This is a genomic window from Candidatus Pelagibacter sp. (assembly GCF_052046145.1).
Classification (GTDB): Bacteria; Pseudomonadota; Alphaproteobacteria; order Pelagibacterales; family Pelagibacteraceae; genus Pelagibacter.
The window spans coordinates 434,989-450,038 of record NZ_JBNGZR010000001.1 but is presented as its reverse complement, the minus strand read 5'-3'; the positions used below and the strand labels follow the sequence as shown (position 1 = coordinate 450,038).

Sequence of the window (15,050 nt, the reverse complement as noted above, 5' to 3'; positions counted from 1 at the left end):
ATTAAAATTGATTTTTCATTTTACTTTTTGGACCTTTTTTTTCAATCCAATAAGATTTATTATTATTATATTTCAAATTTATTAAGTCTTTTCCTAATAATCTCATTAATAAACCTATAGGTGTTACTACTAAAAAAAAGATTATTCCCATAATTATTGGAGATATTATTTTCCCAAGAAATATTCCAAATTTAAACCAAAGTTTGTTTAAAGGAGTTAAAATTTTAGAATTTAATAAACCTAGGACTAAGAAGATTATAGAAATTATTGCTGACCATACTCTTATATCTTGACTATAAGTTAAGGGATATAAAGTAATAAGCAAAAAAACTACAAAAAAAACAATTCCAAAACTTCGATTAGAACTTATTTTTATATCATCCATTTAAAGATTTTTGAGGCTTCATGTCCTTTTTATTTATACCTGCAACTCTTACAGGTTTTTTCATTGCATCTCTTCTAAATGGTTCCCCAAGCTCTTGGTTAAGAATTACTTCGATAAATGTTGTAATTCCTTTCTTTTGATCTTCACAAGATTGTTTGATTGCATTTGTAGTTTCTTCCATTGTTCTAACAGTTACACCTTTTAAACCACAAGCATCAGCAACTTTAGCGTAACTTAACTCTGGATCTAATTCAGTACCAACAAAATTGTTATCAAACCAAAGTGTCGTATTTCTTTTTTCTGCACCCCATTGATAATTTCTAAATATCACCATAGAAATAGCTGGCCATTCTTCTCTTGCGCATGAGCTCATTTCATTCATACTGATACCAAAAGCACCATCACCAGCAAATCCGATAACAGGGGTATCAGGACAGCCAATTTTTGCTCCCAATATTGACGGAAAACCATAACCACAAGGACCAAATAAACCTGGTGCTAAATATTTTCTTGGCTTTTCGAATGTAGGGTAAGCATTACCTATCGCACAATTGTTTCCGATATCACTTGATATAATTACATCATCAGGCATTCCTGCTTGAATTGCTCTCCAAGCTTGTCTTGGTGACATTCTATCCGCATCTCTTTCTCTAGCTTCTTTATTCCAAACTGTTCCTTCATCATCATCTTCATGATCTAAACTTGAAAGTTTTTGTAACCAAGCTGATTTAGTTTGATGAATTAAATCTTTTCTAGCCTGTCTGTCAGTATCACCAGCGTTTGAAGATAATTTTTCTAAAATTTGTTCAGCAACTAATTTTGCATCACCACTTATTCCTACAGTAACTTTTTTAGTTAAACCTATTCTGTCAGGATTAATATCAACTTGAATAATGTTTGCACTCTTTGGCCAATAATCAATTCCATAACCAGGTAAAGTAGAAAAAGGATTTAATCTTGTTCCTAAAGCTAATACGACATCAGCTTTTGAAATTAATTCCATTGCAGCTTTTGATCCATTATATCCTAGAGGACCAACAGCTAAAGGATGGCTTCCTGGGAAACTGTCATTATGTTGGTAACCTGAACAAACGGGTGAATCTAATTTTTCTGCAAGTTTTTTTGTAGCTTCTATAGCTCCTCCAATAACAACACCTGCTCCAGATAATATTACTGGAAACTTAGCTTTAGATAATAAGTCAGCTGCTTTAGCTACAGCATCATTTCCTCCTCCTTGTCTTTCGAGTCTTACAATTGGAGGAAGATCTATATCAATTACTTGGCACCAATAATCTCTTGGAACATTTATCTGCGCAGGTGCAGATCCTCTTATAGCCTTTTCTATAACTCTATTTAGTACTTCAGCCATTCTTGATGGATCTCGTACCTCTTCTTGATAACAAACCATGTCTTTGAATAAATTCATTTGCTCTACTTCTTGAAATCCACCTTGCCCCATAGTTTTGTTAGCAGCTTGTGGTGTAACTAATAAAAGAGGAGTATGATTCCAATAAGCTGTTTTAATTGGTGTAACTAATCCAGTAATTCCGGGTCCGTTCTGAGCAATAACCATTGACATTTTACCAGTAGCTCTTGTGTAACCATCAGCAATTAAGCCGCCGTTTGTTTCATGAGCAACATCCCAGAAAGTAATACCTGCATCTGGAAAAATATCTGAAATTGGCATAAAGGCTGAACCGATAATTCCAAACGCATGTTCAATGCCGTGCATTTGTAAAACTTTTACAAAAGCTTCTTCTGTTGTCATTTTTGTCATAAAACTAGAACCTCTCTAAAGTGTAATTATACTATTTATAAAATTCGTTTGTTAATTTGTGCGATTAATATATAAGATTTTAGAAATTTCAAACAAACAAATCGACACGATATGGCAACAGATATAATCATACATGATAAAAAAGACAACGTAGGAGTAGTTGTTATTGAAAAAATCACTCCTAAACAAGACTGTGCTTGCTGGATAATGGAAGACGACAGTTCAACAAATATTCAATCCGTAGATGAAATACCTTTAGGTCATAAAATTGCAATGGTTGACCTTAAAGAGGGCGATACTATTTTAAAGTATGGTCACGATATTGGTAAAGTTGTTAAATCAATCAAAAAAGGTGAGCATGTACATGTTCACAATGTAAAAACAAAGAAGTGGTAATAGTATGGAAATCCCAAAGAGCTTTTTAGGTTATAAAAGAGAAAACGGCAGAGCCGGAACAAGAAATCATGTAATTATTTTGCCAGTTGATGATATTTCGAACGCATGTGCAGAGGCAGTTGCAAATAACATTAAAGGCACAATCGCTCTTCCTCATTCTTACGGAAGACTTCAGTTTGGTGCAGATTTAGAGCTTCATTTTAGAACAATGATAGGAACTGGATGTAATCCAAATGTTGCAGCTGTAATTGTAATAGGTATTGAGCCGAAATGGACAAAAAAAATTGTAGATGGAATTGCTAAAACTGGAAAACCAGTTGAAGGATTTCATATTGAGCGTACAGGCGATATTGGTACGACAATGAAAGCATCAAAAAAAGCACAAGAATTTGTTATGTGGGCTTCAGAAAAACAAAGAGAAGAGTGTCCTTTAAGTGATTTATGGATTTCAGTTAAATGTGGAGAATCTGATACTACTTCAGGACTTGCTGCAAACCCAACTGTTGGAAATTTAATGGACAAACTTGAGCCATTAGGTGTTCACTTGTGTTTTGGTGAAACATCTGAATTAACTGGTGCAGAACAAGTATGTGCAACTAGAGGAGCTACAAAAGAAGCATCTGACAAATTTATGAATACCTGGAGCTCTTATAATGATTTTATTTTAAAAGAAGCAACAGATGATCTTTCTGAAAGTCAACCTACAGCTGGAAATATAGCTGGTGGACTTACAACAATTGAAGAAAAAGCTTTTGGTAATTTTCAAAAAATTGGAAATTGTAAATTTATTGATGTTCTTGAACCAGCAGAAGAACCAACTAAAGGAAAAGGTTTGTATTTTATGGACACTTCATCTGCTGCTGCAGAATGTGTAACGCTTCAAGCTGCTGCTGGTTTTAATATTCATTTATTTCCAACTGGACAAGGTAATATCGTTGGAAATCCAATTGAACCTGTTGTTAAATTAACAGCTAATCCATTAACTGTAAAAGGTATGGGAGAGCACATTGATTGTGATGTTTCAAAAATTCTTTCAAGAGAAATGAATTTATCTGAAGCAGGTGATGAATTAATTAAAACGACACTTAGAGTAGCAAACGGTAGATTAACTTGTGCTGAAGCTTTGGGTCATAAAGAATTTGTTATGACTAAACTTTACAGAAGTGCTTAATTAGCTTTGGTCTTTCATGAATATTAAGAAATACCTGGTTGTATTACCAGGTATTATATTGGCATTTGTTCTTTACACTTTATCTCAAGGTTTCAATAATATTCTTGGTATTGAGCTATTAGGCTATGAAAAAAGCCCAATATCTACTGCAATGATTGCTATTTTATTAGGAATGTTTTTCGGAAATGTTTTTAAAATAAGAGAAAGTTTTTTAAAAGGATTAGATTTTACACAAAAATATATTCTAAAACTAGGTATTATTTGTCTAGGTATTCAATTGAAGCCATTTGAATTTTTAGAATTTGGAAAAATAGCAATTCCATTAATTATAATCTGTATAATTAGTGTGTTAATAGTAATTAAACTTCTTATTAAAAAATTAAAAATACCAACAAGAATGGCTTACTTGATATCTATAGGCAGTACTGTCTGTGGCACTACTGCAATTATGGCTACTGCTCCTGTTATTAGTGCAAAAAAAAACGAGGTGTCGTATGCAATTGCTAATATTACATTGTTTGGAATACTTTCGATGCTTATTTATCCTTATTTTGCTAACTTTTATTTTGAAAGTGAGCCTTTACTAATTGGATTGTTTTTAGGAACCTCTATCCATGAAACCTCTCAAGTTGCAGCTGCAGGATTGATTTATGACCAACAGTTTAATAGTCCTGAAACTTTAAATATCGCAACAGTCACAAAATTAATAAGGAATACCTTTTTGATTATCATGATCCCTTTATTTGCATTTCTTTATAATCGAGGAAAAACTACAGAAAGGAAATACTCAATAAAAGATATTTTTCCTTACTTTGTATTAGGTTTTGTGGCCATGATAATAATTAGAAATTTAGGTGATCTAATGTACTCAAATAATTACAAATGGTCGGCTACAATTGAGGGTATTCAATTGTTCTCAAAAATATTTTTAACAATGGCAATGGCAGCAATTGGTCTTTCTACCAACTTAAAAGAAATTAAAAATATGGGTTACAAACCATTTGTTGTTGGTTTTATAAGTATGGCAACTGTTGGTTTAGTTTGTATTACAACTATCGAATTATATCTAAGTTATTTTAATTAAGATTTAACTAATAATTTTTTTCTAAAGTTTGAAATAAATCGTCTTATAAAAGCAGCTCCAACACCTAAAATAATTGCAAACATAATTGTAAATAGTCCGTAAAAGAAAGGCATCTCTTTAGAAAAATCAATTATAAATTCAGAAAAGAAGTTTAAATTTGAACTAGTGGCTTTAGCAGTTCCATTTATAATTTTTTCTGCAAAAAATGTATCGTATGCAATTGCTATTCCAACAATCAGTAATAAAATTGCCAATAAGGCTCTTAAACCAGAACTATCGATTCTTTCTCCTAATTTTTGTCCAACCTGAACTCCTATTATAGATCCTACAACCAACATGAGAACTAGAAATAAATCTATAGATCCATAATTAAATGAATGAAGAAAAGTAACAACCACACTTACAAAAATTGTTACAAATAAAGATGTACCAGGAACTAATTTGGTAGGCATTTTAATTATATAAATCATTGCAGGAACTAAAATAAAAGCACCTCCGATTCCCATAATGGCAGCAATGAATCCAACTAATAGACCAATTATAATTGGTGTAAAAATACTCTCATATAATTTAGACTTTGGAAATCTCATTCTTAATGGAAGACCATGAATCCAATAATGAACATGTAATTTTTTTTTAACTACAATGTTTCTTTTTGCTTTATCTATTTCACCCAAACTCTCAACCAACATTAAAGTTCCGATTATTGCTAATATATACATGTAAGCCAGAGAGATTACTGTATCAATTTTTCCAATACCTTTAAAATATGTAAAAGTGTAAATTCCTAAAGAAGTTCCAATTACACCTCCTATCACAATCATTGAACCCATTTTATAATCTAAAGTATTTTTTAAATAATGCGTGGTAGATCCAGAAACTGAAGTAGCTAAAATATTATTTGCTTCATTAGCAACTGCATATGCAGGAGGTATTCCTAAAAAAATTAAGAAAGGTGTCATCAAAAACCCACCACCAACACCAAATAAACCTGAAAGCACTCCAACAATCGCACTTAATAAAAGTATCTCGATAGGGTTAACAAAAACTTGAGCTATCGGTAAAAATACTTCCATAAAAAATTTAAAAGTTGTTAAAAAACAACTTAGTTAAAAGTGATAAAAGTTCCAACTAAAATCACTCCCCAGTAAGCTGTTAAGCTTGCTATAATTCCTGCCTTAATAAATATAGTTTTAAAATTTGAGAGTTTATTGATAATTTTTACGTTAGAAAGTAACATTAAATTCGTCAATACACCCACAACGAAATTTGTCAAACAATTATTTATTATTAAGCAATTTTTTTTGCCTAGTAGATGGTAGCCCCAAAAACTTTAATTGTGTCGTCCTCAACTCCTAAAACCAATCTTCCAAGGAATTCTCCTGGGATCTCTTTATTTGTCTGTTTAATTAGAACAGTTATATAGTCTCCTCTTCTAAGACATCCAAACGGTTCAAAAGTCTCTTTAAGATTAGTAATTAGCTTGTTATTAGCCCACTGCTTACCAAGCTCTACTTCGTTAGCACCAAATAGCATTTGAGTGGAAAAATCTTTAGTGAAACCACCGTAATCTTTAAGATTAGATGATTTAACCAAATTATCCCAAATAGGTTTAGCTAATTCAAATATCTCATCATCTGTTTTAGATAAAATATCCATTAAATTTAATTAAAAAGTTAATTAAGAAGCTTTTTTCTTCTCGTTCTCATCCACTATATGGTAGACAGGAACTTTCTCCATACTAAACTTACCAGTCTTAGGGTCTCTTCTAGAAACTGTTAAACAATGCCAATTATCATCATCAAGTTTCATATGATCACCTCTATAATAATATCCAGGCCATCTAGTTTCTTCTCTAAACATAGTATGTTCTGTTACGCACTGAGATGTCAAAGCTCTGTGTTTAAGCTCCCATGCTCTCATAAGCTGGTGATAATCCTCAGCTCCCACGTTTTCAAGATCTTCCTCAAGCCAAGCTAACAATTCTAATCCTCTTTTTAGCATATTAGCATTAGTCATATAGTTTGTAGCTATTCCACCCACATATTCATCCATTATTCTTTGTAAACGTTGTAAGCCTTGAATAGGTGAGATATAGCTTGGAGATACAGTTCCTCCAGTAATCTCATTTTGAGCTACTGTGTAATTTTCTAAAGGTTTGTAAACTTTAACTTTGAAATCTTCACATTGTTTATCTGATACTTTTAATCCCTCAGCTTTTTTATCTTCAATATATTTTACAGCTGCTTTTGCTGCTAATCTACCTTCTGTAAAGGAGCCTGACGAAAATTTGTGAGCACTTCCACCTACAGTATCACCTGCTCCAAATAATCCATCAATTGTTAACATTCTATTATAACCCCAGAAATACTCCGGTGGAGACAAATCTTCTGGTCCACTTACCCAAGCTCCAGAACAAGTAGCGTGAGAACCCATTACGTATGGTTCGGACGTTGTTAATTCAGGATTTGTATATTTCGGGTCAATATTTTGAGATGCCCAAACAACAGCTTGACCTACTGTCATTCCTAAGAAATTCTCCCAACCAACAGTTTCTAAATGTGGGTCTTGAAAAGCCTCAGTAGTAACCATATGGATTGGTCCACCACCTGCAATTGTTTCTTGAATAAAAGCATGATTTCTTAAACACGTAGGTGTTGGATGGTGATCTATATATTCACCTACTAACTCTTTAGTCTGATCGTACCATTTTTTCTCATAGTTTTCACCATTTGCATTTTGTGTATACGTTTTTAAATGAAGAAAATAAGCTCCAACAGGTCCATATCCATCTTTAAATCTACATAACACAATTCTATTTTCCATTTGAGTCATTTTAGCACCAGCTGCAATTGGTAATGCGTACGCTGAACCATTACTCCAAGGAGCATACCAAGTTCTTCCCATACCTTCTCCAACAGCTCTAGGCTTAAATATGTGCGAAGCTCCTCCTGCTGCAACAATTACAGCCTTCGCTCTAAATACGTGGAAATCGCCTGTTCTCATATTAAATCCAACAGCTCCACCCACTCTATTCTCTTGAGCCTCATCCATTAAAAGATGAGTAATCATAATTCTATTATAAATTTTGTCTGCAGATTTTTTTGCTGCTTCTGCAACAATTGGTTTATAACTTTCACCGTGGATCATTATCTGCCACTTACCTTCTCTTAAATATCTTCCAGTCTCTTCATTTTTCATCATAGGAAGACCCCACTCATCAAACATATGAACAGTTGAGTCTACATGACGAGCCATGTCATACCCTAAATCTTCTCTAACCATTCCCATCAAATCATTTCTTGCATATCTGACATGATCTTCAGGTTGATTTTCGCCCCACTGCATACCCATGTAACAGTTAATTGCGTAAAGACCTTGAGCTACTGCGCCACTTCTATCTATGTTTGCTTTTTCAACACAAACAATTTTCATATCTCTACCCCAGTGCCTTGCTTCAAAAGTTGCACCAGTACCAGCCATACCTCCACCAACAACTAATACATCACAATCTTCGTAATGAGTTTTATGCTTAGCCATTAATAATAAACTCCTTTTTTAAAAGACTCTTTTGGAACTGCAGGAAGTTCACCATCGATATTTAGTCCTTCAGGTTCAGTATAAAGTCTCTGTGAGTTTAATTCTCCTTGTTTAATTTTTTCACCATCTGCAAGTTTAGGAATAAACTTTCCCCATGGTTTTGTTGTTATTGGTGAAACAAAGTCTTTTGTTGTTCCATTTCTAAATTTAATTTTCCAAGAAATAGTTCCTTTTTCCTCTTCACGTCTTACTCTAACGCTATGCCCCATCGGAGCAAAATCTGCATAACCTCTTACATCAATCGCATGATTTGGGCATGCTTTAACACAAGAATAACATTCCCAACAAAAATTAGGTTCTATATTTTTCGCACGTCTAATGTTCTCATCAATGTGCATTATATCAGATGGACAAATATCTACACAGTGACCACATCCATCACATCTAGTCATATATACAAAAGTTGACATAATTTATTTTCTTTCCTTTTTAGTTATCATATTAATAATGTTTTGGCTCTTCTCTTTTTATTCCTAAGCCAAATTGCTCAGGGGCATCCGCAGGAGGTGGTAAATTATCTCTAGAACCGTCTGCTTCAGCCAAATTTTTCTGTATTGCTGCTCCAGGCTTGTAGAACATGTGAGCAAATTTTGACCAATAAACTCCACCAAATAAAACTAAATTTGAAACTACAAACAATGCAAAAAATAAGAATGATAAACCTACTTGACCATTAAATTGAGTGTAAGACCAAGCTAGTCCAAAAGTTGAACATGCTAATAATGCTAAAACAAACAAATCAGCTTTAATAATTCTATACCAAGGGTGTGCTTCAGCAGAAACATCTACTCTTAAAAAAAACCAAAACCAAAACCCACCAACACATGTAAGTATTGCGCCTGCATGCCATAGCATTGGCCACAATGTAGAAGAAGTTTTATCTGCACCTGTATAACAAAACACTAACATTGCTGAAGCAATCCAAAAGATTATAGTTCCATACATACCAAGAACATGTGCCAATCTTCTTTTTCCAAAACCTAATTCTGATGTTGTCCCAATGTCATAGACAGTAGTCTTAACAATAATTTTTGCTTTCTCAGCAGCTCCAACATCTCTTGTTGCCTGCAATTTTGCTTTTTTTGCATTATTAAAAAAATAAGTTAAATTTTTGTGATGTATCATCTGAATAATTGTTCCAAAAACAATTAAAAGAACCATTGCAATTATAAAACCTTGCATAACAACAGTAGGAACTACCTCTGATAATAACGAAAATGGATTTGTTTCAAGCATTTTACCCTTATGTTAAATTATTTTTAAATAATTTCAAAGTTTTCTAATCTAGTTAACTCATCAGATCAACAAAAACTATTGATAAATTTGTCTTTAATAACAACTAATAAAATATTTACTTTCTTTTGTAATGTTGTTTTTTTGGGATCACAGACCTAACACCACCCTGGGGATTCTCAACATCCCCTTCTCTTCTTGGAATTAAATGAATGTGACAATGCATAATTGATTGGCCTGCAGATTTTCCTGCATTTGTGCCTATATTGAAACCTTTAACAGTAGAATCTTGTTTTAAAATTTTTTCTTTAGTATTTAAAATTAACTCGTTACATGCATGAATTTCTTCTTTAGTAAGCTCAAAGTATGTCTCTACATGTCTTTTAGGAACGATAAGACTATGAAATTCTGAGACTGGATAGCTATCTATGGATGAGTAAGCTAACTGATTTTCAAACTGCAGCTCTTCTTTTCTGATTTTGCAAAATATGCACGGGTTGTTTGGATCTTTCATATTTAAATAAGAGAATTATATATTTTATTTAACTTAGTGTAACAATTTTTATTTCTTCTCCTCCATATAAGATCATTTATTTTTGAAACTGATGTTACTCCTTTACCAGATCCAATGAGAATAATTTCATCATAATCATCGATTGATTTAATAAAAATATCTTTAAAATTAATTTTAATTTTCTTACTTATAAATTTAAGTGTGTTTCCTAAATAACAATCTTTTTTAGGTGAAAAAATCTTTCCATTTTTCACAAAAACTAAGTTTGAAGTACCTGTTTCTAAAATTTTCTCATTTGCTACTAGAGCAATATCAAATTTAGTTGAGTCAACTTTGCTTAATTTTGCTAATATTTTTTTATAATATAAATTTTTATAATTTGGCTCTACTCTTTTATATCTAAACAATAATAGATTAAAATTACTTTTTGGTTTTGGTCTTTTTCTAATTGAGATTGATATTAGTTTTTTATTTAACGCTATACGAAATAAATTATCAGGGCCTTTGTACAGAGTGTTTTTATTAATTAAACCTTTAATAGTATTTTTTAAATTTTTTTTTCTAATTCCATATTTTTTTGTAGATTTTATTAAGTTTTCTATATGAGGTTTTAAAAGTATTAACTTAGGAGGTTTTCCAACCATTCGCATTGTAGTAAATACGCCTCTAGATCCCCAAAGGTCTTTAAAAGTAACTTCTTTAAGATTACTAAGCTGATAAGATTTTTTTAATAAGAGTGTTGCCATTTTCTGTTAAAAAAGATTCTGGATGAAATTGAAATCCATATATTTTGTTTTGATTATCCTCAAGGCCCATTGGTATTTTTGTTTTACTACATCTCATAGTTATTTTAATAGAATTCGATTTAAATGGCTCCATTAATTTTAATGAATGATATCTTCCAACTTTAAACTGTTGATTATTTTTAAAAATTTTACTTTGATTATTTGTTTTAATTTTAGATTGAAATCCATGGTAAATTTTTTTTTGTTGTATTATTTTGCCTCCTTCATTATGCAAAATCATTTGATAACCAAGACAAATACCAATAATTTTTTTCCTGCCTTTGTATTTTTTATAAATTTTTGAAGTATTAGGGTAATCCTTTGGTGATCCAGGTCCTGGTGATAAGACGATCACATCACTTTTATCAAGTAATTTGTTATTTACCTCGAAATAATTTGAGCAAAAAACTTTATCAAATTTTGCAAATTGATGAACAACATTCCAAGTAAAAGAGTCTTGATGATCTATAATGTAAATCATTTAAATAACTCCAATAAGGATTTTGCTTTAATATAATTTTCATTAAATTCTTTCTTAGGTGAACTATCTAATACTACTCCAGATGCAGCAGAGATCTCTGATTGATTTTTGTAATTTAATATAGATCTAATTATAATATTAAACTTCATATCTTGATTAAATTTAATATACCCAAAACTTCCTGTAAAAATATTTCTACTTTCTTTTTCTTGATTATTTAGAAGTTCTAAGGTTCTAATCTTGGGACAACCAATTACAGATCCGCCGGGCATCATAGCTTTGATGATATCAATCAATTTTGTATTTTTATTTATTATCCCACCTATTGAAGTCACATAGTGAAAAAGATGCTTATATTCTTCAACATATTTTTTTTTTAGTATTTTAACACTTCCAGGCTTACAAATTTTAGATAAATCACTTCTTTCCATATCAACTATCATGTTGTGTTCTTTTGTTTCTTTCTCATTATTTTTGAAATATTTAAGAGCTATATTTTTATTGGATAATATTTTTTTCTTAAAAGTTCCAGCTATTGGTTTTGTTATAATTTTATTTTTTTTCTTATCAATTAATGTTTCAGGTGAGCAACTTACTATAGAATAATCCTTGTCTTTTATCATAAACGACTCTGGGGACGCATTAACACGCATTAATTTCCAAAAAAAATTAACAGGATTAATTAATGATTTATTCTTATATTTTGTACAAATTTTAATTTGATAAGTCTCACCTTCTCTTATTTTTTTTGAAAATAATTCAAATATTTTTTGATATTTTGCATATGAAATATTAATCTTAAAAGGACTTAATATTTGAGTTTTGTTGAATTGATAATTAAATGTATGTTTTTTTATATTAGATATAACTTTGATATCTTTTCTAATTTTAATTATAGTCTCAGGTTTATAAAAAATTCCTTTATAAAAGTTTATCCTTTTTTTATTTTTTAAATTAATACCAATCAAATTACATAAAATTTCATAGCCAAAAAATCCAAGATATAAATCTGTTTCTTTGTTATATTTTTTTTTCTCTAACGAATTAAGAAATTTATGTATATTTTTTTTTGTTAAAATGATCTTTTTTGAAAAATCTGTATAAATATTATAGCCATCTTCTACTTTATAAATAATTAAAGGTTTATCTGATTGATACAGATCCTCTAAATAAGGGTTAAATTTAAACTTATGCTGGCTGAGTTCTTTCAATTGCTTTCTCTACTATAGGTAAATGTATCAGACCTGCAAAAATTGATAATGCGATAGATCCGTACCATGCATAGTCAAAATTTCCATTTAATTCATAAAATACACCACCTAGATATGCTCCTAGGAAAGAACCAATTTGATGGCTTACAAAAACTATTCCATATAAAAGTCCAACATATTTTGTACCAAATATATGTGCAACAATTCCATTTGTTGGAGGAACTGTAGATAGCCATAAAAAACCAAAAGTAACTCCAAAAACTACAGAATTAAAAATACTTGGTGGTAAGAAAATAAAATAGATAATTGAAACGCCTCTTAAAAGATATATTGCACTTAATATTTTTTTTTTACTATACCTTGTTGCTAAATAACCACTTGTAATAGTGCCAGCCATATTAAACACTCCTATCAAAGCTAAAACCATTGCTGGTGTCCAATCAGGCAAACCTTTATCTGCCATATAGGTAGGAATGTGTGTTGCTACTAGAGCAATATGCCAACCACAAACAAAAAAACCTAAAGTGAGATAAATAAAACTTTTATTTGCAAATGCCTCTTTTAGAGCCTCTCTTGCTGTTTGATTATTATCTTGATTAACTCCTACAGGTATTTTTGGAGTACTAACAAACAAAGCTACCACTAATCCTAATCCTAAAAGAAGTGAAAAATATAAAAGAGTATTTTCCCAGCCTGTTTCAACTAAAGAATATCTTACAAGTAAAGGTGATACAAAATATCCAAATGAACCTGCACATGTAACAATTCCTGTTGCAATAGTTCTATTAGATGCTGGAAAATGTTTAGCTACTACTGATACCGGAATACCTATTGCAGTGGAGCCTAAGCCTATTCCAATCATCACTCCTATAGTTAAAGTAAAATAACCTCCAGTATTATAGCCAGAATAAAAAAGCAAAACCCCAACTAAATAAAAAACAAAACCAATAAATATTGCAACCGCTCCTCCATATTTATCAGTAATTACACCAAACAACGGACTGAATACTCCCCAAAGTAATAACTGCAATCCCATAACAAAACCAAAATGAGAAATGGAAATATCTAAGTCAGTATTAAAATCAAAATAAAACAACCCAAAGGTCTGTCTTATTCCTAAAGAAATAATTACAACTATAGAAGCTGCAATTAAAGTGATTAGTGCTCTTTTGCTTATAGTAAAACTTTCTGAACTCATTTAATAAATTTTAATGCTTGTTTTATATCATCTATAATGTCTTTAGGATCTTCAAGTCCAATATGCATCCTTATTATATGTTCATCTTTATTTATATGTGTAAATTGTCTCTTACCTAATGCTTGGTGTGTTTGATAAAGTGCTAAGCTTTCGAAACCTCCCCAACTGAAGCCATAACCAAAAAGTTTTAAAGAATTAACAAATTTTAACACTGAGTTTTTATTTTTTGATTTTATTTTAAATCCCAATAAACCCGATGCTCCAGAATAATATTTTTTCCATAATTTATAATTTTGACTACCTTTTTTATATGGATAAAAAACTTTAATTATTTTTTTCTGTTTTGATAAAAACTTAGAGACTTTAAGCGCATTTTCCTGATGTTTTTCTAATCTTACATCTAAAGTTCGAATACCTCTTAGAATTAAATATGCATCATCAGGACCTAATCTTAATCCTGAAACTTTATTTGTTGCTTCTACTAATTTAAAAACTCGTTTACTTATAGCTAAACTGCCACCCATTACATCTGAGTGACCAGAATAATATTTCGTTGCAGAGACAATCGACATATCAAAACCTAGCTTTATTGGTTTCAGAAAATAAGGTGTTCCCCAAGTGTTATCTATGGCTGTATAAATTTTATTATTTTTTGCCAATGCAACTATTTTTGATAAATCTTGAAATTCAAAAGTGTTGCTTCCAGGATTTTCAACAAAAATAAGCTTTGTTTTTTTTGTAATCTTACTTTTTAGATCATTTAAGTCGTTTGGATTATAAAATATTGCTCTGATATTAAATTTTTTAAGGTATGTTTCTGTTAAAAATCTTGATGGTGAGTAAACCGAGTCTGTAACAAGTATTTCATCATCTGGTTTCACAACGCTTAACACACAAAGAAATATTGCACCAAAACCAGTAGGGGTTAAATAAACCTTATAACATTCTTCAATTTTTCTTAAAATTTGTTGTAAAGCATATGTTGTGGATGTTCCCTGTCGACCGTAATCAAAATTTCCACTTACTGGATCTTTCAAATATTTATTCTGAGTTTTTTTAATATCCTGCATGGATTTAAAAATAATAGTAGAAGCTCTAACCACAGGAGGATTTACAGACTGATTATGAAAATCTTTAGCTGTATGTTTGAGAAAAGTCTTAAAGGAATTACCCATAATAAATTTGATATGTTATTAAGACAATGCTATATCCCAT

Annotated in this window: 16 protein-coding genes; 3 read left to right on the top strand and 13 right to left on the bottom strand. The window is 31.0% G+C overall.

Features of this window, described 5'->3' with window-relative positions:
- Nucleotide 1: 1 nt before the first annotated feature.
- Together ACTT88_RS02325 and xsc are read right to left on the bottom strand one after the other, a co-directional pair.
- A complete protein-coding gene (locus ACTT88_RS02325; RefSeq protein WP_440907763.1) occupies nt 2-385 on the bottom strand; it encodes an SxtJ family membrane protein in 384 nt (127 codons plus the stop codon).
- On the bottom strand, nt 378-2,162 hold the full coding sequence (gene xsc, locus ACTT88_RS02320; protein WP_440907762.1) for a sulfoacetaldehyde acetyltransferase: 1,785 nt from the start codon (nt 2,160-2,162) through the stop codon (nt 378-380). Before xsc ends, ACTT88_RS02325 begins: the two co-directional genes overlap by 8 nt.
- 111 nt (nt 2,163-2,273) lie before the next feature.
- Here xsc and ACTT88_RS02315 point away from each other — a divergent pair, with 111 nt between their 5' ends.
- The 3 genes from ACTT88_RS02315 to ACTT88_RS02305 are packed head-to-tail and all read left to right on the top strand — an operon-like array spanning nt 2,274 to nt 4,813.
- Nucleotides 2,274-2,558, top strand: a complete 285-nt coding sequence (locus ACTT88_RS02315) for a UxaA family hydrolase (protein WP_075504801.1) — start codon at nt 2,274-2,276, stop codon at nt 2,556-2,558.
- 4 nt (nt 2,559-2,562) lie between these two features.
- Nucleotides 2,563-3,729, top strand: a complete 1,167-nt coding sequence (locus tag ACTT88_RS02310) for a UxaA family hydrolase (protein WP_440907761.1) — start codon at nt 2,563-2,565, stop codon at nt 3,727-3,729.
- Nucleotides 3,730-3,745: 16 nt separating this feature from the next.
- The gene (locus ACTT88_RS02305; protein ID WP_440907760.1) at nt 3,746-4,813 is read left to right on the top strand and encodes a YeiH family protein; all 1,068 of its coding nucleotides are present in this window, start codon (nt 3,746-3,748) and stop codon (nt 4,811-4,813) included.
- Here the strand turns inward: ACTT88_RS02305 and ACTT88_RS02300 are convergent.
- The 11 genes from ACTT88_RS02300 to ACTT88_RS02250 form a co-directional block, all read right to left on the bottom strand.
- The gene (locus tag ACTT88_RS02300) at nt 4,810-5,889 is read right to left on the bottom strand and encodes a TSUP family transporter (protein WP_440907759.1); all 1,080 of its coding nucleotides are present in this window, start codon (nt 5,887-5,889) and stop codon (nt 4,810-4,812) included. The two genes, ACTT88_RS02305 and ACTT88_RS02300, sit on opposite strands and share 4 nt — an antisense overlap.
- A gap of 232 nt (nt 5,890-6,121) precedes the next feature.
- Nucleotides 6,122-6,472, bottom strand: a complete 351-nt coding sequence (locus tag ACTT88_RS02295) for a hypothetical protein (RefSeq protein WP_440907758.1) — start codon at nt 6,470-6,472, stop codon at nt 6,122-6,124.
- A 21-nt stretch (nt 6,473-6,493) separates the two neighbouring features.
- Entirely contained in the window at nt 6,494-8,353 is a 1,860-nt protein-coding gene (gene aprA / locus ACTT88_RS02290; protein WP_440907757.1) for an adenylyl-sulfate reductase subunit alpha, read from the bottom strand.
- Nucleotides 8,353-8,823, bottom strand: coding sequence for an adenylyl-sulfate reductase subunit beta (gene aprB / locus ACTT88_RS02285; RefSeq protein ID WP_440907756.1), 471 nt, complete (start codon nt 8,821-8,823; stop codon nt 8,353-8,355). Before aprB ends, aprA begins: the two co-directional genes overlap by 1 nt.
- A 31-nt stretch (nt 8,824-8,854) precedes the next feature.
- Complete coding sequence (locus ACTT88_RS02280) at nt 8,855-9,649, bottom strand: adenylyl-sulfate reductase (protein WP_440907755.1); 795 nt, start codon at nt 9,647-9,649, stop codon at nt 8,855-8,857.
- Between the two features lie 115 nt (nt 9,650-9,764).
- The gene (locus ACTT88_RS02275; RefSeq protein WP_440907754.1) at nt 9,765-10,160 is read right to left on the bottom strand and encodes an HIT family protein; all 396 of its coding nucleotides are present in this window, start codon (nt 10,158-10,160) and stop codon (nt 9,765-9,767) included.
- A gap of 2 nt (nt 10,161-10,162) precedes the next feature.
- On the bottom strand, nt 10,163-10,906 hold the full coding sequence (locus tag ACTT88_RS02270; protein ID WP_440907753.1) for an aminotransferase class IV: 744 nt from the start codon (nt 10,904-10,906) through the stop codon (nt 10,163-10,165).
- Nucleotides 10,869-11,426: an aminodeoxychorismate/anthranilate synthase component II gene (locus ACTT88_RS02265; protein WP_440907752.1), complete on the bottom strand. Its 558-nt coding sequence runs from the start codon at nt 11,424-11,426 to the stop codon at nt 10,869-10,871. The genes ACTT88_RS02270 and ACTT88_RS02265 overlap by 38 nt, the downstream gene beginning before the upstream one ends.
- Complete coding sequence (locus tag ACTT88_RS02260; RefSeq protein ID WP_440907751.1) at nt 11,423-12,637, bottom strand: chorismate-binding protein; 1,215 nt, start codon at nt 12,635-12,637, stop codon at nt 11,423-11,425. The genes ACTT88_RS02265 and ACTT88_RS02260 overlap by 4 nt, the downstream gene beginning before the upstream one ends.
- Entirely contained in the window at nt 12,615-13,835 is a 1,221-nt protein-coding gene (locus ACTT88_RS02255; RefSeq protein ID WP_440907750.1) for an MFS transporter, read from the bottom strand. Before ACTT88_RS02255 ends, ACTT88_RS02260 begins: the two co-directional genes overlap by 23 nt.
- Complete coding sequence (locus tag ACTT88_RS02250) at nt 13,832-15,010, bottom strand: trans-sulfuration enzyme family protein (protein WP_440907749.1); 1,179 nt, start codon at nt 15,008-15,010, stop codon at nt 13,832-13,834. The genes ACTT88_RS02255 and ACTT88_RS02250 overlap by 4 nt, the downstream gene beginning before the upstream one ends.
- Nucleotides 15,011-15,050: the final 40 nt, after the last annotated feature.